Here is a 19,122-nt window from a genome sequence, read left to right as displayed (position 1 = left end):
GAGCGGGCTACGCGACGTAAACGGTGCGAACGAATTTCCGTTCGGTCGGCATCATCCCCTCGGCGCTGTCCAGGGAAATGAAGCGCTGCTCCAGGGCTTCGATGTACGCGTTGACCTTGTCGTTTGCCGAAGGACCCGCATCCGGTACGTGTGCCGCGGCCACCGACGCGAACTCGGTTGCCGTCTCGCGCAAACGCTGCACCACCGGCGCCAAAGGCGTGGCCTGTTCGGGGATCGCTGGCAGGGCGAGGATCTGTTCGAGCGAAACCAGCAGTGGCGTGGCCCAATCGCGCTGAAATGCGACTGGCTCCCCGGCGTTGCAATTGGCATTCCAGGCGCGGCTGAAGTCTTCGCAAAAGCGCTTCATTCTGGCTTCGACCTCCGGCATCGGCAGGTCCTTCATGGCGGCAGGCGAATAATCCGACAGACTTTCCCGCAGGTGCGCGAAGCGCAGGGAGGCGTCCTTCCTCGCTTCCGGTTCGAGCGAGCGGGGAGCCAGAACCAGCAGCATGACCAGCATCGGCGAAATGACGTTGAGCGCCTGCTTCGGAGGCTCGGCCGCTGCCGGGGAGCGCAAGTAATCGTTCAGATCGTCCAGGGTGGCCATGCCATCGGGCTGCGCAATGCGCGCGAGCAGATCGGCGGCTTCGGCGGTGCGCAGGAGCTCGCCCCTTACCCGCGCCCCAACATTCTGCGTATGGCCATGAACCGCCTGCCGAACGTCAGGGTGGGGAAGGCGAGGGTCGTTGATGCGGGCCACGTTCGGATAGGTCACGGATATGTCCTCCTGATAACGGCGATCGCCCGGGCCGATATTCCAGCCGGCCGCATACAGGGCGCTCGGGAGTTCGGCGTCGCTGACCGCTGCCAGGTATCCGCTGCCGTCATCCGCCAGCAGGTCCCGTAGATGGGCATTGATCCTGGCGACCTGCACGGCATGGGGTTCGGCCGGATCGGCGCCTGCCTGGCGGCAAAGTTCGGCAAACAGCGTCTGGTTGACGAAGCCGTGCGAAAAGACGGTTCGTCCGTCCAGCGAGGTCGAACACACGTTCAGATGCGGGAAATAGGCGCGTTCGGCTGCCTCGCGAAAGAAAGCGCGCGTGCCGCGATGCTCGTTCAGCAGCTTGTCGCACCGTTCCAGCGAGGCGGCCTGATCCGGGTTCTGCATCAGGCCGATGCCCTTGACCTCGAACGGCTCGTCCTGCGACCTGGACCGATTGCGCAGGTAGTACTGAATGAACCCCATGTCGTGGTTCGACAGAATCACCTGATAGTCGACGCCACGCTGATGGAGCAGGTCGAGTATGGCCAGCATGCAGATATCGTTGTGCATGCGGTCGGCGAGCAGATCGCCCAGCAGCGTCAGCCGGGTCTCCCGGCAGCCAGGGTCGACCGTGACGGCTCGATGCAGCGTATCCCGGAAGCGGGCGAGCCCGGCCGCGGTCATGGGTTCGCTCTGCAGCTTGCGGAGCATGCCGCGCAGCCGGCTCCATGCCTGGGGATCGGCAATCTCGAGGAAGCCGAGCTGTACCAGGCTGTGCAACAGCAGTTCGCAATTGCCGTGCATGTCGCCCAGCGCGACTTCATTGAACAGCGCGAGCCCATGCACGCGTTCGGGCTCCTGATCGAGATCATGGGAAAGCTGGATGCATTGCTGCGCGGGCGTCGGAAAACGGGTGACCTTGTCCAGCTCGAGCTGGCGGATCTTCGGATCGTTGGGGTGGCTTGCCGCAACCGTCCCGAACTTCTCCACCCGCGCGGAGATGGCCAGGCGATGCTTGATCGCTTCCGCGACATCGGGAGACACGGCCGCCAGCCAGGCGTCCAGTTCCTGGCCGATCCGGTCCACCAGGCCGGTGGCCATGTCCCTGGCCTGGGGCGCAGGGTAGTTGCCATACAGATGTTTGACCGCCTCCATGACACGGCCGACTTCCGGGGCAAAATGCGCGACCACGGTGTCCCGATGTCCATCCTTGACCCACTGTTCGGGCAGGGTCCCGGCCTTGGGCAGAGCCTTGGCCTCGGGCAGGGCCTCGGCCTCGGGCAGAGCGCCGGCCTCGGGCAGGGCGTCGGCTGGCGCCGCCATCCGTTTTTTCCACTGTGCCAGTTCGGTGTCGCGGCGCTGGCGTTGCATCGACGCCGCCGTGAAGATCGCATCGCGTTGCGCTGGGGTCGGTGTCAGCGTGGCCGGCGCGCGCAGACCGAACATCCGCAACAGCGCATCGATGTATCTGGAGAATCGTCCGCGGACCGCACCGGGCAGTTCGGCGAGCCGAATCTGGTCGATCTTCCGGGTGGCGGAGGTGTCCACCAGATATTGCATGGTTCGTTTGCCAATGCGGTACACCATGCCGGGAACCGGGGCGCTCACACTGCCGGGCGCCTGGGCGGCGCGAGCGGCCGCGTCGAAGAACGCGTGGCTGGAAGGGAAACTGAAGGTTGGCTGCTGCGTCGTGATCGGCATCGCGGAGTCCCGGAAAGTTGACGTATCGGGCCAGGGCCCGGGTGCCGGGATACTGCCGCGGCCTGCGCGAGCCCGCTTTCGGAATTGGATGCGTTTCGTGCCATTGTGGACGGCAGTGCGCCGCACACGCGCAGCCGGTCAGTGGTGCGCGGAGCAGGTCAGCTCGGGAGGCTACGGAGGGGAGGGCGGCCGCCCATGGACGGACGGCCGCGGCAGCGCAGGGCCGGACGCCGCCGTGGCGGCTGCCGGCGTGGCTTTGCTAGTGGTGCTTGTCCTCGCCGATCATCGCCAGCGAGTTGTACAGCCGGACGTTCTTGCGATGCTGGCGCATCACCAGCAGCATGGTGCCGCAGACGAACATGCCGAAGGCGATGATCACGATGCCGATCGGCACGTTCAGCTTGATCAGCAGCGCGTACAGGCACAGCATCAGCAACACCGAGACGTTCTCGTTGAAGTTCTGCACCGCGATCGAGTGGCCGGCCGACAGCAGCACGTGGCCGCGATGCTGCAGCAGCGCGTTCATCGGCACCACGAAGTAGCCCGACATGCCGCCCACCAGCATCAGGAACACGTAGGCGATCGCCATATACAGCGGCATCCGCATGCCCAGTATGTCGAGCGCGACATCGGGCATCGCGTCCTTGGTGTAGAAGGCCATCAGCATCACGATCGCGCCCATCGCCACGCCGAACGGCAGCACCGACAGCGACTTGCGCAGCGGGATGCGCATCGCCGCCATGATCGCGCCGACGGCCACGCCGACCGCCACCACCGCCTGCAGCAGCGCGCCCTGCGACAGGTTCAGGCCGAGCGACTTTTCCGCCCACTTCAGCACGATGAACTGCAGCGTCGCGCCGGCGCCCCAGAACAGCGTGGTGACCGCCAGCGAGATCTGGCCGAGCTTGTCCTTCCATAGCGCGGTGAAGCAGTCGGCGAACTCGGCGATCAGCTTGATCGGGTTCTTCTCCTGCTGCGGATAGCGCGCGCCGGTGTCGGGGATGAACAGGTTGAACAGCGCGGCGATCACGTAGAACAGCATGATCACCACCATCGCGGCCTCGGCCGGCGTGTCGATGCCGGTCTCGATCCACGGCAGGTCCATCGCCAGCATCAGGCTCGACACCTTGACCGAGATCAGCGCACCGCCGACCACCGTGCCGAGGATGATCGAGCCGACCGTCAGGCCCTCGATCCAGCCGTTGGCGGCCACCAGGCGCTCGGCCGGCAGCAGCTCGGTCAGGATGCCGTACTTGGCCGGCGAATACGCCGCCGCGCCGAAGCCGACCACGCCATAGGCCAGCAGCGGATGCAGTCCGAACATCATGATGGCGCAGCCGGCGATCTTGATCGTGTTGGTGATGAACATCACCTTGCCCTTGGGCATCGAATCGGCAAAGGCGCCGACGAAGGCGGCCAGCACGACATAGGACAGCACGAAGAACAGCTTGAGCAGCGGAGTCATCCACTGCGGGGAGTGCAATTCGGCGAGGAGGGCAATGGCGGCGATGAGCAGAGCGTTGTCGGCCAGCGAAGAGAAGAACTGCGCGGCCATGATGGTGTAAAAACCCTTCTTCATACCTTGGACTCTGTCTCCATCGCGATTTCCTTGCGCTACTGGCGTGCCCGCGCCAACGGCCGTCGGCATCGTGCGGAGGGGGTGAACGGCGGCCGTGCCAAAAGGTCGCCCGCGCCTGGTCCGGTTCGGCGTGGCTGGGGCGTGTACGTACCTGACGGGACCCGTCATATTGAATCACTTTTGAAACATGGCCGGAACGTCCGGCTTTATATCACGAAAGTCTTTCAATTCCGAAGAAGGGAAGACCGCAAATTGACCGGGTTTGACCATTCGACGTGGAGCGGATTCCCGGGAATCGCCGAACCAATGTGGTCAAATAACGGTCTACGCCGTGCGCCTTCGGTGTGCTGCCGCGCATTGGTGCCGAACGTGGCGCCGAACGCCGTCGACGTTCCCGCGGACAGTGCCCCAGGCACCACTTCGGCACGCCCGCCCAGGCCATCGCACACCAAGGGCCGGCACGCCGCGAGGCCGCTGTGACGAACCTTCCCTGATCCCATGCCAAGACCGATTCACGCTGTCATCCATCAACCCGCCCTGGCCAACAATCTCGAGGTGGTGCGCCGCCACGCGCCGGCGTCCCGCGTCTGGGCGGTGGTCAAGGCCAACGCCTACGGTCACGGCATTCGCCGCGCCTTCGCCGGGCTGCGCGCCGCCGACGGCTTCGGCCTGCTGGACCTGAACGAGGCCGTGCTGCTGCGTGAGCTGGGCTGGCAGGGTCCGATCCTGCTGCTCGAGGGCTTCTTCCAGCCGCAGGACGTGCCGCTGCTCGAGGAATACCGGCTGACCACGGCGATCCACAACGAGGAGCAGCTGCGCATGCTGGAGGTCGCACGGCCCAAGGGCCCGCTGGCGATCCAGCTCAAGCTCAATACCGGCATGAACCGGCTCGGCTTCGCGCCGGACCAGTACCGCACCGCCTGGGAGCGCGCCCGCACGCTGTCCGGGGTGGGCAGCATCGTCCATATGACGCATTTCTCCGACGCCGACGGCGAGCGCGGCATCGCGCACCAGCTGGAGGTGTTCGACACCACCACGGCCAATCTGCCGGGCGAGGCAAGCCTGTCCAACTCGGCCGCCACGCTGTGGCATCCGGCCGCGCACCGCGCCTGGGTGCGGCCCGGCATCGTGCTGTACGGCGCCTCGCCGAGCGGCCGGCACGTCGACATCGCCGACACCGGGCTGATGCCGGCGATGTCGCTGCACAGCGAACTGATCGCGGTGCAGGAATTGCGGCCCGGCGACACGGTCGGCTACGGCTCGCTGTTCACCGCGGACCGGCCGATGCGGATCGGCGTGGTCGCCTGCGGCTATGCCGACGGTTATCCGCGCCATGCCGCGGGCTGGGGCGACCGGCCGGCGCCGGTGCTGGTCGACGGCGTGCGCACGCATCTGGTCGGCCGCGTGTCGATGGACATGCTGTGCGTCGACCTGACGCCGTGCCCCAAGGCGCGCGTCGGTTCGCCGGTCACGCTGTGGGGCCACGGCCTGCCGATCGACGACGTGGCCGCCGCCAGCGGCACGGTCGGCTACGAGCTGATGTGCGCGCTGGCGCCGCGGGTGCCGGTCACGGTCGCGACGCTGACCGTGCCGGACGCGCCGAACGTGGCCGAGACCGCTCCGGCCAAGTAGAATCGGCGCCTCGCGGGCGCCTTGCAGCACCTGCGGCACCCTGCAGTCCCGCCGCCTGCGCCGCCTGCGCCGCCTGCCCCGCCTCCCGCTCCCCGGCCCCAAGGATTCCCGTTGGCAAAGACCAAGACCGCCAAGACCGTTTACACCTGTACCGAATGCGGCGGCTCCGTGCCGCGCTGGCAGGGGCAGTGCCCGCATTGCCAGCAATGGAACACGCTGGTCGAAAGCGTGCCCGAGGCGCCCTCGGCGCGGCGCTTCCAGCCGCTGGCCGCGTCGGCCACGGTGCAGCGGCTGTCCGAGATCGAGGCGTCCGACGTGCCGCGCTTCACCAGCGGCATCGAGGAATTCGACCGGGTGCTCGGCGGCGGGCTGGTGGCCGGCGGGGTGGTGCTGATCGGCGGCGACCCCGGCATCGGCAAGTCGACGCTGCTGTTGCAGGCGCTGGCGAACCTGGCGGCGAGCCGGCGCGTGCTCTATGTCAGCGGCGAGGAGTCGGGCGCGCAGATCGCGCTGCGCGCGCAGCGGCTGGGCATCGACAGCCCGAGCCTGGGCCTGCTGGCCGAGATCCAGCTGGAGAAGATCCAGGCGACGCTCGACGCCGACAAGCCCGAGGTCGCGGTGATCGACTCGATCCAGACGTTGTACTCGGAGGCGCTCAGCTCGGCGCCGGGCTCGGTGGCCCAGGTGCGCGAATGCGCGGCGCAGCTGACCCGGATCGCCAAGAGCAGCGGCACCACCATCATCCTGGTCGGCCATGTGACCAAGGAGGGCAGCCTGGCCGGGCCGCGCGTGCTCGAGCATATCGTCGACACGGTGCTGTATTTCGAGGGCGACACGCATTCTTCGCACCGGCTGATCCGCGCGTTCAAGAACCGCTTCGGTGCGGTCAACGAACTGGGCGTGTTCGCGATGACCGAGCGCGGGCTGCGCGGCATCAGCAATCCGTCGGCGCTGTTCCTGTCGCAGCATGAGCAGACCGTGTCCGGTTCCTGCGTGATGGTCACGCAGGAGGGCTCGCGTCCGCTGCTGGTCGAGATCCAGGCCCTGGTCGATGCGGCGCACGTGCCGAACCCGCGCCGCCTGGCGGTCGGCCTCGAGCAGAACCGGCTGGCGCTGCTGCTGGCCGTGCTGCACCGCCACGCGGGCATCGCCTGCTTCGACCAGGACGTGTTCCTCAATGCGGTGGGCGGGGTCAAGATCACCGAGCCGGCCGCCGACCTGGCGGTGCTGCTGTCGATCCACTCGTCGATGCGCAACAAGCCCTTGCCGCGCGGGCTGGTGGTGTTCGGCGAGGTGGGGCTGGCGGGGGAGATCCGTCCGAGCCCGCGCGGCCAGGACCGGCTACGCGAGGCCGCCAAGCTGGGCTTCACGCAGGCGGTGATTCCCAAGGCCAACGCGCCCAAGCAGCCGATCGAGGGGCTGGAGGTGATTGCCGTCGAACGGATCGAACAGGCGATCGAACGCGTGCGCTATCTCGACGGCTGATCGCCGTCCGCCAATCGCCAGGGGCTAGCGGCTAAAGGGTGGAGGGCTAACGGCCAACCGCCAAGGGTTTGGGCTCGGGATTCCGCTCGGGCTCGGGCTCGGGCTTGGGCTCGGGCGCCCTCAACCGAACACCGAGTCCTCGCACAGCGCGCCCAGTAGCGCCGCGATCAGCACCACCGCCGACACGAACAGCCAGCGCTGCGTGCGGCGGTATTCGGGCACCTGGTCGTCCTCGACCCGCAGCGAGCGGAACAGCGCCACCACCTGCAGGCCGGCGGCGACGCCCAGCGAAACCTCGACCACCAGCGACAGCGGGTTCCACGCGCCGGGGCTCTCGAAGCTCCAGTAGCGCCAGAACGCCAGCGTAAAGGCCAGCAGCACGGAGATCGCGGTGATGAACCCCTGGCGGTAGCCGACCGGCACCACCGGAACCGCCGGCCGTGCGGAATTGGCCGCCGGGCCGCGCTGGGCCATGGGCGCCGACGGCGGCGTGGTCGTGCGAAAACGCGGGGCACGAAAATCGTTGCTGCGCACCGCGCGCAGCGCATTGCTCTTCATGGGTACGGTCCTCGATGAAATCAGGGGGTCGAACGCATGGGAACGCATGGGGTTCACAGGGCGTGCCGACGCAATGAAACGGCATTGTTGGCGCGTTCGGCGCCATGGGCAATGCCGAGGTGCCGCGCTGCGGCGATCGGCCGCAACGATGGCCCCAGCGCGTGCAGGGGTCATCGCATCGCTGCGACGCGCGTGGCGCAAAATCGGTAAGATGGCGCCTGTCCGCGATGCCCGGCACGCCCGAGCCTTGCGTGCCTCGCCGTCTATTCACGTCGTCTATTCAGGCCTTCAATTCACGCTGTATTCCTTACCGCTCTGTCGACCGCCACTCCGCCATGCAAGCGAATTCCCGCGCCTACTTCCTGCTGATCGCCATCGTCTCGTTCGGGCTGGTCGGCTACGCCCTCTACCTGCAGCACGCACAGGGCTACCAGCCGTGTCCGCTCTGCGTGATGCAGCGCTTCGCCTTCGTCGCGATCGGCCTGTTCTCGCTGCTGGCGGCGCTGGGGCAGGGCACGCGCACGCTGTGGCAAGGGCTGGCGATGCTGTCCGGCGTCGGCGGCATCGCGGTGGCGGGCTATCACATCTCGCTGCTGCTCGATCCGAAGGCGAGCTGCGGCATCGATCCGCTGGAAAACTGGGTCAACGCGCTGCCGACCGCGCGGGTGCTGCCGCAGGTCTTCTATTCGGACGGCCTGTGCACCGCGCCGCTGCCGCCGGTGTTCGGCATCTCGATTCCCGGCTGGTCGCTGATCTGGCTGGTGGTGCTGACCGGCGTGCTGGCGGTCGGACTGATCCGGCGCGAGCGCAACTACCGTTGAGCGAGCCCGCGCGGCCGCTCGACACCATTCCTGGAGAAACTGGCCGTGTTCCGTTGGTTTGAAAGGCGCATCCACAACTACCCGGATTCGCTTCCCGATACGCCCCCGCAGCACTGGATCGCATTCATCGTCGATTGCACCGCGGGCGTGCGGCGTTATCTGCTGCTGCTGGTGCTGTGCGCGATGGCGATCGGCATCTTCGAGGCGGTGCTGTTCAGCATGCTGGGCCGCCTGGTCGACTGGCTCGCCGCGGTCAAGCCGCAGGAGCTGTGGTCGACCTATTCGGACCGCCTGCTGCTGCTGGCCGGCATCGTGCTGGCGAGCATCGTCGTGGTCGCGGTCTGGAGCATGCTGAAGTTCCAGACGCTGTTCGGCAATTTCCCGATGCGGCTGCGCTGGAATTTCCACCGGCTGATGCTCAACCAGAGCATGGGCTTCTTCCAGGACGAGTTCGCCGGGCGCGTCACCACCAAGGTCATGCAGACCGCGCTGGCCGTGCGCGACGCGGTGATGACGGTGGCCGATATCCTCGTCTACATCGTGATCTACCTGGTGTCGGCGGCGGTGGTGCTGGCCAATTTCGACGGCTGGCTGCTGGCGCCGTTCCTGCTGTGGGTGGTCGCCTATGTCGGCGCGTCCTGGTACTTCGTGCCGCGGCTGGCGCGCGTGTCGGCGCATCAGGCCGACGCGCGCTCGGTGATGACGGGGCGCGTCACCGACGCGTACACCAATATCGCCACTGTCAAGCTGTTCTCGCACTCGCGGCGCGAGGCCAGCTACGTGCGCAGCGCGATGCAGGAGTTCATGCAGCCGGTCTATGCGCAGGGGCGGCTGATCAGCGCCTTCGAGATCGTCAACCACACGCTGATCATGATGCTGATCGTCGCCACCACGGGGCTCGCGCTGTACCTGTGGTCGGCCGGCCAGATCGGCATCGGCGCGGTGGCGGCGGCGACCGCGATGGCGATGCGCCTGAACGGCATTTCGCAATGGGCGATGTGGGAGATTGCCGAGCTGTTCGAGCATATCGGCACGGTGCGCGACGGCGTGTCGACGCTGGCGCGTCCCCGGCATATCGAGGACCGTCCCGATGCCGTACCGCTGCGGGTGCCGCACGGCGAAATCCGCTTCGAGCACGTCGGCTTCTCCTACGGCTCCGGCCGGCCGGTGTTCGACGACTTCACGCTGACGATCCGCCCCGGCGAGAAGGTCGGGCTGGTGGGCCGCTCCGGCGCGGGCAAGTCGACGCTGGTCAATCTGCTGCTGCGCTTCTATGACGTCGAATCGGGCCGCATCCTGATCGACGGCCAGGATATCGCCGGCGTGACGCAGGACAGCCTGCGCGCGCAGATCGGCATGGTCACGCAGGACACCTCGCTGCTGCACCGTTCGGTGCGCGACAACATCGTCTACGGCCGGCCCGATGCCAGCGATGCCGAGATGATTGCCGCCGCGCGGCGGGCCGAGGCCGAGGACTTCATCCACACGCTGAGCGACCGGGAAGGGCGGCGCGGCTACGACGCCCACGTCGGCGAGCGCGGCGTCAAGCTGTCGGGCGGCCAGCGCCAGCGCATCGCGATCGCGCGCGTGATGCTCAAGGACGCGCCGATCCTGCTGCTGGACGAGGCCACCAGCGCGCTCGACAGCGAGGTCGAGATCGCGATCCAGCAGAGCCTGTACCGGCTGATGGAGGGCAAGACCGTGGTGGCGATCGCGCACCGGCTGTCGACGTTGGCGGCGATGGACCGCATCGTCGTGCTCGATCGCGGCCGCATCGTCGAGCAGGGCTCGCACCGCGAGCTGCTGCAGCGCGGCGGCCTGTACAGCAGGCTGTGGGCGCACCAGAGCGGCGGCTTCCTGACGGCCGAGGAGGCGTTGCAGGAGTAAGCGGCGGGGCTGGGGGAAAGCCGCGCGGGGAGACGGCCGCCGGAGACGGCGGCGGAAACCACCGCGGGGCAGCAGCAGCGGGAAAGCGGAGGCGGGAAGCGGAGAGGGGAAGCGGAGAAGGGAAGCGGAGAAGGGAAGCGGAGAAGCGGGCCGGGAAGGGCAAGCGGCGCGAAGCCGCTCGCCCGCCCTCAGGCGATCTGCTCGATCTGCTCCTGCAGCTCCAGCCAGCGCTCTTCCAGCGTGGCCAGTTCCCCCTCGACCTCGCCCTGGCGCTTGAGCATCTCCAGCAGCCTGGCCTTGTTGGCCTCCGCGTAGCTGGCTTCGTCGGCCATGAAGCCGTCGATCTCGGTCTTGGCCTGTTGCAGCACGGCCATCCGCTTCTCGACCTTTTCCAGTTCCTTGGTCAAGGGTTTGCGCAGCTGCGCCAGCCGCTGCCGTTCGTCGGCCTCGGCGCGGCGCTGGTCGCGGCGATTCTGCGCCGGCACCGCGGCGTCGGCCCCGTTGCTTCCTTCACCGCCATGGGCTCCGTCCGAGCGATGCGCCGCGGCCGCGGCGTTGCGCTTGGCGGCGGCCTGCAGCAGCAGCCAGTCGCGATAGTCGTCGAGGTCGCCGTCGAAGGGCTGCAGGCCGCCGTCGGCCACCAGCATGAACTGGTCGGTGGTGGCGCGCAGCAGATGCCGGTCGTGCGAGACCAGGATCAGCGTGCCCTCGAATTGCGCCAGCGCCATCGTCAGCGCCTCGCGCGTATCGAGGTCCAGGTGGTTGGTCGGTTCGTCGAGCAGCAGCAGGTTCGGCTTCTGCCAGACGATCAGCGCCAGCGCGAGCCGCGCCTTCTCGCCGCCCGAGAACGGTTCGATCGGCGAGGTCGCCATGTCGCCGCGGAAATTGAAGCTGCCGAGGAAGTCGCGCAGTTCCTGCTCGCGCGTATCGGGCGCCAGCCGCGCCAGATGCTGCAGCGGCGAGTCGTGGTCGCGCAGCGTCTCCAGCTGGTGCTGGGCGAAGTAGCCGATCTGCAGGCCCTTGCCGTGGCGCAGCGTGCCGGCCAGCGCCGCCAGCGTGCCTGCCAGCGTCTTGACCAGCGTCGATTTGCCCTGGCCGTTGGCGCCCAGCAGGCCGATGCGCTGGCCGTTCTGGATCGACAGCGTCAGGCCGCGCAGGATCGTCACCGGCGGCGGACCCGCGTAGCCGCAGTTGACGGCATCGAGCACCATCATCGGATTGGGCGCGGCATCGGGCTCGCGGAATTCGAACGAGAAGCCGGCCGCGGCGTGCACCGGCGCCAAGCGCTCCATCTTCTCCAGCGCCTTGACGCGGCTCTGCGCCTGGCGGGCCTTGGTCGCCTTGGCCTTGAAGCGGGTGATGAACGATTCGAGATGCGCGATCTGCTTCTGCTGGCGCGCGTAGGCGGCCTGCTGCTGCGCCATCTGCTGCAGCCGCAGCGTCTCGAACAGGCTGTAGTTGCCGCCGTAGCGGCGCAGCTGCTGCCGCTCGATATGGACGGTGACGTTGCAGATCGCGTCGAGGAATTCGCGGTCGTGCGAGATCATCACCAGCGTGCCGGGATAGCGCGCCAGCCAGTCTTCGAGCCAGACGATCGCGTCGAGGTCCAGGTGGTTGGTCGGTTCGTCGAGCAGCAGCAGATCGGACGGGCACATCAGCGCCTGCGCCAGGTTCAGGCGCATGCGCCAGCCGCCGGAGAAGGCTGCCACCGGCTGGCCGACCTGCGCCAGCGTGAAGCCCAGGCCCAGCAGCAGCGCCTCGGCGCGCGAGGCCGCGGTGTAGCCGTCGGCGTCGGCGTAGGCCGCGTGCGCCTCGGCCTCGGCGTGGCCGTCGCCGCTGGCCTGCGCAGCCGCGATGGTCTGCTCGATCGCGCGCAGCCGGGTGTCGCCGTCGATCACGTATTCCAGCGCGCTGCGCGCCACCGCCGGCGTTTCCTGCGCGACATGGGCCACGCGCCATTGCGCCGGCACCGCGACGTCACCGCCGTCCGGATGCAATTCGCCGCGCAGCAGCGCGAACAGCGTCGATTTGCCGCTGCCGTTGGCACCGACCAGGCCGACGCGCTCGCCGGGGTTCAGTGTCACGCTGGTGTGGTCGAACAGCACCTTGGTGCCGCGCTGGAGTACTAGCTGGTCGATTCGGATCACGAGAGTCTTTTATGGAAAGTCGAGCCCGGCACGGGGCCGGGCAGGGCGCATTTTAGCCCGGGGCGGCGGGCGGCATGGTGCGAGGCTGTCGAGCGCCTGTCGCGCGGCCCTCGCCAACGTCTAGCCAACGTCTAGCCAACGTCTCGCCAGGCTCGCCGGGCTTGCCAGGCTTTCGCGCGATTGCGCCGCGATTGCCGGACCATCGGCGGCTATCGCCTCCGGCGGGTTTTCGCGCGACAATGCGCGCCCCGCCGTCGTTTCGTGGCGGTTTCGCCGTCCTTCGCCGTTTCGCTGTTCCCCAATCAAGGCATGCCCCTCGAGCCCGCTTCCACCCTTCGCCCCGCCTGGACCGCCGTCCGCAAGGATTTCGTCGAGCCGGGCACGCGCTGCGCGGGCTCGGACGTTGGCACCGGTGTCGGCGCTGGCGTCAGCGCTGGCGTCAGCGCTGGCGTCGCGTCGGCTGGCAGGAAGGGCCACGGCATCGGCTCGGGCCATGCCTATATCCTGCGCGACGCGGCCGGCCACGAGCATGCCTTCGGGCCGGATTGCGCGCTGCGGCTGCTGGGCGGCCATGGCGCGTTCGACGGCGTGCCCGACTTCACCGCCCGCGCCGCGGGCGCCGGACCGTGGCGCGACGAGGCGCGGCCACGGCGCGGCGCGGGCGCGAGCCGCGAGCGGGAACAGGCCCGCCAGCATGCCGCCGCGGTCCGCTATCTGCTGCTGCGCATGGAGAAGGTCGCCGGCGTGCCGCGCGTGCAGCCCAGCGTCCGTTTCGCGCCGTTGGAGCCCTTGTATGCCGCCTATCGCGAGACCGGGGCGCTGACGCCGCAGCAGGCCGGCCGCGTGCTGGCGATCGAGCGCAGCCCGTCGACGCCGGCCACGCTGAAGAGCGCCAATCTGCTCGACGTCTACACCGCCTACGTGCAGCTCGAACGCGCGCTGCGCGAGGCCGTGCGGCTCGAGCAGCAACGCTTCCTGCGCGGGGTGATGGACTGGCTGGCGCGCCATCTGACGCTGACGCGCGCACAGGGCGAAGCGGCCGGACTGGCGCTGCATCCGCGCGCCTGGCAGCTGGAGGCGCCGCCGCGGCGCGCGGCGGGCGCCGGGGATGCCGACTGGGAGGGATGACTTGCCGGCACGGACTTGCCGGCGCTCGTTATCGACGCCGACCCATCCACGCCGACTTATCGGCGCAACTTATCGGCGCAACTTATCGGCATGTCTCATCGACGCCGGCTTGCCGCCGCCGGCCTACCGATCGCCGGCCAGATCAAGATCGTCGTACGGCAGGCTGACGTAGATCAGCACCGTCAGCAGCGTGATGAAGAAGCGGAACGCGTCGGGCACGCCGTTCCATTCCTTCGACATCCACATGCCGAACCACTCGCCGCCGATCGACATGAACGCGACCTGCCAGGTCAGGAAGCCCAGCGTCAGGCCGGCCACCGCCCACGTCTTGGCGCGATGGAAGGCACGCGGCGATTGCCGGCGCGCGCGCCACAGCGCGATGCCGCCGGCCCAGCACAGCAGCGCGGTGGCGGTTTCCAGCGCGATGATGCCGATATAGCCGGCGTGATGCAGTACCGGCGACCGGATGGCGCGGTACATGATGCCGTTGCCGGGGAAGGTCGTGTCCATCAGGAACACATGCTGGACGAAGGCGAAGTTGGTGCCGTAGTCGGTGATATTGCCGAACGACACCAGCGAGGCGAACAGGGCCATGGCCAATACCGCGGCGATCTTGGAATAACGCACGATCATGTTGACAGTCTCAGGATGAAGGACCGCGAGCCGGCCGGCGGGATGGGCGTGCCAATCCATGCCGGGCGCGCGACGTGGCGGTCGGGAACGAAGGGATCAGGCGGGACCCGGAGCGGGCGCGAGGGAAATCCGGCTGGAGATCGGGACTGGTGTTACCTGAGACGCGTGGCGGGCCTGGGAAGCCGCGCCGGCCGCGCTGGATCGATCCAACCTTGTGCGGACGGGATTGTACCGGCTGGCGCGCGGCGGCGGAATGGCGTTTAATGCGGTCATCGATCCTGGTCGCCCCGGAGAGCCGCCGATGCAGCTGCACGATTGCTTTTCAAGCCGCTACGAGGAAGCCCGCGCCAAGTTCAGGCTCGCGGCCGAGAACGTCGGCGACGTGCCCACGCCGTTCGCGCATCCCACGCGGCGCGGCGCCGAGGACGAGGAGCTGGCGATGGACGTCGCCTGGATCGGCCCGCGCGATGCGCGCCATCTGATCCTGGTCACCTCCGCGATGCACGGCGCCGAGGGCTTCTGCGGCTCGGGCGCGCAGATCGCGCTGCTGCACGATGCCACGCTGCTGCAGCAATGCGCCAAGGCCGGCGCGGCGCTGCTGCTGGTGCATGCGGTGAACCCCTACGGCTTCTCGCACATGCGCCGGGTCAACGAGGACAACGTCGACCTGAACCGCAACTTCATGGATTTCACGCGGCCGCTGCCGCAAAACCCGGCCTATGCCGAGGTCGCGCCGCTGCTGCTGCCGGCGCACTGGCCGCCGTCGGAGCAGGACGAGGCCGCGCTGGCGCGCGCGATCGCCGAGCGCGGCATGAGCTGGTACCAGGCCGCCGTCAGCGCGGGCCAGTACGACGATCCGCACGGCATGTTCTATGGCGGGCGCGTGGCGACCTGGAGCAATTACACGCTGCGCCGCATCCTCGCGCGCTACGGCGCGGGGCGGACCGGCCTGCGCTGGATCGACATCCATACCGGGCTCGGCCCGTGGGGCTATGGCGAGCCGATCTACATGGGACCGGACGATGCGGCGCAACTGGAGCGGACCCGCGCGATCTGGGGCCAGCACGTGACGTCGATGTACGACGGCTCGTCGACCTCGGCCAACCTGACCGGCCTGGCCTGGCACGCCGTTCCCGATACGCTGCCCGGCATCGACTTTGCCGGCATTGCGCTGGAATTCGGCACCTTGCCGCTGCCCGACGTATTGCAGGCGCTGCGCGGCGACCACTGGCTGCATCTGCATCCCGACGCCGACAACACGCAGCGCGCGTTGATCCGCCAGGGCATGTGGCGCGCCTTCTATGGCGACGCCGACGACTGGCGCGAAGGGGTCGTGGAGCAGTGCACGACCGCGGTGCGGGCCGCGGCGGCGGCGCTGGCGGCCGGGCAATAAGCCGCGCGCCGCGGCGATCCCGCGCCCGCGCGCTCCTGCGTCCCCGCGCGCCAGCGCTCGCGCGTCCCGCCCCCGGCGCCGCGGCCGTCCTTACAGGCCCGCCGCCTGCAGTGCCTCGTACGTCAGCAGGAACACCTGCTCCTCGCCCGCGCTGACCGTCAGCCAGACCAGTTCCAGGTCGGGGAAGGCGGCCTCGACATTCTCGAACTCGTTGCCGATCTCGACCACCAGCACGCCGCCGGGGTTCAGGTGCGCGCGTGCGCCGGCCACGATCCGGCGCACCACGTCCATGCCGTCGTCGCCGCCGGCCAGCGCGATGCGCGGCTCGGCCTGGTATTCGGCCGGCAGACGCTGCATGGCGCCTTCGTTCACATAAGGCGGATTGCTGAGGATCACGTCGTAGGTGGCACCGGCCGGCAGCGGCGCGTACAGGTCGCCGTGATACAGGTGGATGCGGTCCTCGAGGCCGTAGTCGGCGACATTGCGACGCGCCACCTCCAGCGCATCGGCCGAGATGTCGACCGCATCGATGGAGGCGTGCGGCCAGGCCTGCGCGGCCAGGATCGGCAGGCAGCCCGAGCCGGTGCACAGCTCAAGCACCGGGCCGATCGCGTCGATGTCGCTGACCCACGGGGCCAGGCCATCCTGCAGCAGCTCGCCGATGAAGCTGCGCGGCACGATCACGCGCTCGTCGACATAGAAGCGCTGCCCATGCATGTACGCCTCGTGCGTGATGTAGGCCGCCGGCACGCGCTCGTCGACGCGGCGGCGGATCACCTCCATCACCGCGGCGATTTCGTCGGGCAGCAGCCGGGCGTCGAGGAACGGGTCCAGCGTATCGAGCGGCAGATGCAGCGTATGCAGGATCAGGTAGACGGCCTCGTCGTAGGCGTTGTCGGTGCCGTGGCCGAACGAAAGGCCGGCCTGGGTGAAGCGCGACACCGCCAGGCGCAGCAGGTCGCGGACGGTGGACAGGGGAGAGGCGGTGGCCATGGCGAATCAGAGGTCAGGGGTCGGTCGGGGCGGCGCGATAACGGAGGCGCGGTCTGCGCAACGTGCTAAGAGCGGCGCGATCAGGGCAGTGCGGTCAGGAACGATCGCTCAGGCGATCAGCCGCTCCAGCACGCCGCGATAGATGTTCTTCAGCGGCTCGATGAAGCGCACTTCGACGTGCTCGTCGATCTTGTGGATGCTGGCATTGGGCGGACCGAACTCGATCACCTGCGGGCACAGCTTGGCGATGAAGCGGCCGTCCGAGGTGCCGCCGGTGGTCGACAGCTCGGTCTGCACGCCCGTCTCGGCGGCGATCGCCGCGGCCAGCGCCTCGGACAGGTCGCCGCGCGGCGTCAGGAACGGTTCGCCGCCCAGCGTCCAGTCGATCTGGTAGTCGAGCCCGTGCCGATCGAGGATCGCGTGCACGCGGGCCTTCAGCTGCTCGGGCGTGCTGGCCGTCGAGAAGCGGAAGTTGAAATCGATCGTCACGTGGCCGGGGATCACGTTGGTCGCGCCGGTGCCCGCGTGGATGTTCGACATCTGCCAGGTGGTCGGCGGGAAATACTCGTTGCCGTCGTCCCAGCGCTCGCCGACCAGTTCGGTCAGCGCCGGCGCCGCCAGATGGATCGGGTTGCGCGCCAGGTGCGGATAGGCGATATGGCCCTGCACGCCCTTGACGGTCAGCTTGCCGGACAAGGAGCCGCGCCGGCCGTTCTTGACCATGTCGCCGAGCGTATCGACCGAGGTCGGCTCGCCGACCACGCAGTAGTCGAGTCGTTCGCCGCGCGCCTGCAGCGCCTGTACGACCTTGACGGTGCCGTCGTGGGCCGGGCCTTCCTCGTCGCTGGTGATCAGGAGCGCGATCGAACCGGCATGGTCCGGATGGGCCTGCAGGAATTCCTCGATCGCCACCACGAAGCCCGCGATCGAGGTCTTCATGTCGGCGGCGCCGCGGCCGTACAGCTTGCCGTCGCGATGGGTCGGCTCGAACGGCGGCGAGGTCCATTGCTCCAGCGGGCCGGTCGGCACCACGTCGGTGTGGCCGGCGAAGGCCAGCAGCTTGCCGGCGGTGCCCAGCCGGCCGCGCTTGACGGCCCACAGATTGGTGACGCGGAACGCGTCGGGGCCGCTGACCAGCGACTCGCAGGCGAAGCCGAGCGCGGACAGCCGCGCCTGCAGCACGGCCTGGCAGCCTTCGTCGGCGGGGGTCACCGACTGGCGGCGGATCAGGTCTTCGGTCAGCGCCAGCGTCGGGTTGGCGGCGGGCGTTGCGGGGGCGTTGGAGGTCATGGGGCGGCGATGGTTAAGCGGACATTCGGACTGGCGGCGAGCAAACGGAAATCCAGCGGCAATCGAGCGGCAATCGAGCGGCAATCGAGCGGCAATCGAGCGGCAAGCAAGGGGCGGCAGGCCGGCAATCGGCGGGCTCAGCCCTGGAAACGTTCGGCGTACTGATCGGCGGCGAAGCCGACCGCGACCGCGCCGTCATGCTCGAGCACCGGCCGCTTGATCAGCGAGGGGCTGCGCTGCATCAGCGCGATCGCGCCATCGGCGTCCTCGGCCAGGGCCTTGTCGGCGTCCGGCAGCGCGCGCCAGGTGGTGCCCTTGCGGTTGAGCAGCAGCGACAGCGGCACCTGCTTGAGCCAGCGGCGCAGCATCGTCTCGTCGACGCCCTGCTTCTTGAAATCGTGAAAGGCGTAGTCGACGCCGTTGGCTTCGAGCCAGGTGCGGGCTTTCTTGACGGTATCGCAGTTCGGGATGCCGTAGAGCTGGACGGTCATGGCGAATGAAGAATGAATCGTTGGCGAGAGGGACGCGAGGCGCGATGGCGGCAAAGGACGATGGCGGCGCGATGGCGCGAGCCGTGGCCCGCTTCAGCGCAGCAGCAGATTGATGGCGATCACCAGCGCGGGCAGGCCCAGCGCGAAGCCGGCCATCGCCACGCCGGTCATCAGCCGCAGCCGGCGGTCCAGCCGGGCCGCTTCCTTGCGCAGCGCGTCGATCGTGATCGCATGTTGTTCGGCCAGCAGCTTGACGTTCTCGGCCTGCTGCATCGCGGCCGTTTCCAGCTCGGCGACGCGCGCCGCGAGCTGGCGCGCCTGCTCCTGCGGATCGGCCGCGGGCGTGCCGTCGCCGCCGTCGGCGGGCTCGTCCTTGCGCTTGCTCTTCTTGAGCTTCTCGATGGTCTTGTTGGCCTGCTCGAGAATGGTCGGCAGCAGGGACAGCACGGTGCTGACGGTAGCGGGGTCCAGGGCCATGAATCGCTTGCGTAGGGAGGGCACGGGTCACCTCACGTAAGAGCCGGCGCGTTGTGCCGCTCGGGGGCGAGGAGGGCGAGGCGCGGGTTGGGACGCGGGTTGGGGCGCGGGTTGCGGCGAACCGGACAGCGGTGGCGGCACGCG

15 protein-coding genes are annotated in these 19,122 nt (G+C 68.6%); 6 read left to right on the top strand and 9 right to left on the bottom strand.

Translation table 11 applies throughout. The annotated features are described in order from the left end of the window. Positions 1–7 precede the first annotated feature (7 nt). Both KZ686_RS12500 and lplT read right to left on the bottom strand, forming a co-directional pair. Positions 8–2,464: a hypothetical protein gene (locus tag KZ686_RS12500; RefSeq protein ID WP_265632523.1), complete on the bottom strand. Its 2,457-nt coding sequence runs from the start codon at positions 2,462–2,464 to the stop codon at positions 8–10. A 259-nt stretch (positions 2,465–2,723) separates the two neighbouring features. Then, positions 2,724–4,043, bottom strand: coding sequence for a lysophospholipid transporter LplT (gene lplT, locus KZ686_RS12495; RefSeq protein ID WP_149319054.1), 1,320 nt, complete (start codon positions 4,041–4,043; stop codon positions 2,724–2,726). Between the two features lie 498 nt (positions 4,044–4,541). Between lplT and alr the strand changes: the two genes are divergently transcribed. Together alr and radA are read left to right on the top strand one after the other, a co-directional pair. Further along, the gene (alr, locus tag KZ686_RS12490) at positions 4,542–5,675 is read left to right on the top strand and encodes an alanine racemase (RefSeq protein ID WP_149319053.1); all 1,134 of its coding nucleotides are present in this window, start codon (positions 4,542–4,544) and stop codon (positions 5,673–5,675) included. A gap of 111 nt (positions 5,676–5,786) precedes the next feature. Beyond that, positions 5,787–7,160, top strand: a complete 1,374-nt coding sequence (radA, locus tag KZ686_RS12485) for a DNA repair protein RadA (protein ID WP_149319052.1) — start codon at positions 5,787–5,789, stop codon at positions 7,158–7,160. A gap of 120 nt (positions 7,161–7,280) precedes the next feature. Here radA and KZ686_RS12480 read toward each other — a convergent pair whose 3' ends face one another. After that, positions 7,281–7,718: a hypothetical protein gene (locus tag KZ686_RS12480; RefSeq protein ID WP_317845749.1), complete on the bottom strand. Its 438-nt coding sequence runs from the start codon at positions 7,716–7,718 to the stop codon at positions 7,281–7,283. A gap of 335 nt (positions 7,719–8,053) precedes the next feature. Here KZ686_RS12480 and KZ686_RS12475 point away from each other — a divergent pair, with 335 nt between their 5' ends. After that, positions 8,054–8,539, top strand: a complete 486-nt coding sequence (locus KZ686_RS12475; protein WP_149319051.1) for a disulfide bond formation protein B — start codon at positions 8,054–8,056, stop codon at positions 8,537–8,539. A 45-nt stretch (positions 8,540–8,584) separates the two neighbouring features. Next, positions 8,585–10,426 (top strand): ABC transporter ATP-binding protein, encoded by a 1,842-nt coding sequence (locus KZ686_RS12470; protein WP_150083698.1) that lies wholly within the window; start codon positions 8,585–8,587, stop codon positions 10,424–10,426. Positions 10,427–10,614: 188 nt separating this feature from the next. On the opposite strand, the gene KZ686_RS12465 is transcribed toward KZ686_RS12470, so the two are convergent. Continuing rightward, a complete protein-coding gene (locus KZ686_RS12465) occupies positions 10,615–12,573 on the bottom strand; it encodes an ATP-binding cassette domain-containing protein (RefSeq protein WP_265632522.1) in 1,959 nt (652 codons plus the stop codon). Between the two features lie 309 nt (positions 12,574–12,882). Here KZ686_RS12465 and KZ686_RS12460 point away from each other — a divergent pair, with 309 nt between their 5' ends. Continuing rightward, positions 12,883–13,701 (top strand): hypothetical protein, encoded by an 819-nt coding sequence (locus tag KZ686_RS12460; protein ID WP_265632521.1) that lies wholly within the window; start codon positions 12,883–12,885, stop codon positions 13,699–13,701. A gap of 123 nt (positions 13,702–13,824) precedes the next feature. Here KZ686_RS12460 and KZ686_RS12455 read toward each other — a convergent pair whose 3' ends face one another. Beyond that, positions 13,825–14,334 carry a DUF2165 family protein gene (locus tag KZ686_RS12455; protein ID WP_149319047.1) on the bottom strand — a complete coding sequence of 170 codons (510 nt, stop codon included), beginning with the start codon at positions 14,332–14,334 and terminating at the stop codon, positions 13,825–13,827. A gap of 301 nt (positions 14,335–14,635) precedes the next feature. Between KZ686_RS12455 and KZ686_RS12450 the strand changes: the two genes are divergently transcribed. After that, entirely contained in the window at positions 14,636–15,727 is a 1,092-nt protein-coding gene (locus tag KZ686_RS12450; protein ID WP_149319046.1) for a M14 family metallopeptidase, read from the top strand. 90 nt (positions 15,728–15,817) lie between these two features. On the opposite strand, the gene prmB is transcribed toward KZ686_RS12450, so the two are convergent. The 4 genes from prmB to KZ686_RS12430 form a co-directional block, all read right to left on the bottom strand. Further along, the gene (prmB, locus tag KZ686_RS12445) at positions 15,818–16,720 is read right to left on the bottom strand and encodes a 50S ribosomal protein L3 N(5)-glutamine methyltransferase (protein WP_226108831.1); all 903 of its coding nucleotides are present in this window, start codon (positions 16,718–16,720) and stop codon (positions 15,818–15,820) included. A 108-nt stretch (positions 16,721–16,828) separates the two neighbouring features. Next, on the bottom strand, positions 16,829–18,010 hold the full coding sequence (dapE, locus tag KZ686_RS12440; RefSeq protein WP_226108833.1) for a succinyl-diaminopimelate desuccinylase: 1,182 nt from the start codon (positions 18,008–18,010) through the stop codon (positions 16,829–16,831). Between the two features lie 137 nt (positions 18,011–18,147). Further along, a complete protein-coding gene (locus KZ686_RS12435) occupies positions 18,148–18,501 on the bottom strand; it encodes an ArsC family reductase (protein ID WP_149319043.1) in 354 nt (117 codons plus the stop codon). 93 nt (positions 18,502–18,594) lie between these two features. Next, positions 18,595–18,978, bottom strand: coding sequence for a hypothetical protein (locus KZ686_RS12430; protein WP_187829248.1), 384 nt, complete (start codon positions 18,976–18,978; stop codon positions 18,595–18,597). Between the last annotated feature and the right edge of the window lie 144 nt (positions 18,979–19,122).

The organism is Cupriavidus cauae (assembly GCF_026210475.1).
In the GTDB taxonomy this organism is placed as follows: domain Bacteria; phylum Pseudomonadota; class Gammaproteobacteria; order Burkholderiales; family Burkholderiaceae; genus Cupriavidus; species Cupriavidus cauae.
Note: the sequence above shows the minus strand (reverse complement) of the source record. Positions and strands in the feature narration are given on the sequence as shown.

What these genes read in the sequence shown, in the direction of transcription:
- KZ686_RS12500 (WP_265632523.1), bottom strand. Translation starts at nt 2,464, where the DNA reads ATGCCGATCACGACGCAGCAGCCAACCTTCAGTTTCCCTTCCAGCCAC.
- lplT (WP_149319054.1), bottom strand. Translation starts at nt 4,043, where the DNA reads ATGAAGAAGGGTTTTTACACCATCATGGCCGCGCAGTTCTTCTCTTCG.
- alr (WP_149319053.1), top strand. Translation starts at nt 4,542, where the DNA reads ATGCCAAGACCGATTCACGCTGTCATCCATCAACCCGCCCTGGCCAAC.
- KZ686_RS12480 (WP_317845749.1), bottom strand. Translation starts at nt 7,718, where the DNA reads ATGAAGAGCAATGCGCTGCGCGCGGTGCGCAGCAACGATTTTCGTGCC.
- KZ686_RS12475 (WP_149319051.1), top strand. Translation starts at nt 8,054, where the DNA reads ATGCAAGCGAATTCCCGCGCCTACTTCCTGCTGATCGCCATCGTCTCG.
- KZ686_RS12460 (WP_265632521.1), top strand. Translation starts at nt 12,883, where the DNA reads ATGCCCCTCGAGCCCGCTTCCACCCTTCGCCCCGCCTGGACCGCCGTC.
- KZ686_RS12455 (WP_149319047.1), bottom strand. Translation starts at nt 14,334, where the DNA reads ATGATCGTGCGTTATTCCAAGATCGCCGCGGTATTGGCCATGGCCCTG.
- KZ686_RS12450 (WP_149319046.1), top strand. Translation starts at nt 14,636, where the DNA reads ATGCAGCTGCACGATTGCTTTTCAAGCCGCTACGAGGAAGCCCGCGCC.
- prmB (WP_226108831.1), bottom strand. Translation starts at nt 16,720, where the DNA reads ATGGCCACCGCCTCTCCCCTGTCCACCGTCCGCGACCTGCTGCGCCTG.
- dapE (WP_226108833.1), bottom strand. Translation starts at nt 18,010, where the DNA reads ATGACCTCCAACGCCCCCGCAACGCCCGCCGCCAACCCGACGCTGGCG.
- KZ686_RS12435 (WP_149319043.1), bottom strand. Translation starts at nt 18,501, where the DNA reads ATGACCGTCCAGCTCTACGGCATCCCGAACTGCGATACCGTCAAGAAA.
- KZ686_RS12430 (WP_187829248.1), bottom strand. Translation starts at nt 18,978, where the DNA reads ATGGCCCTGGACCCCGCTACCGTCAGCACCGTGCTGTCCCTGCTGCCG.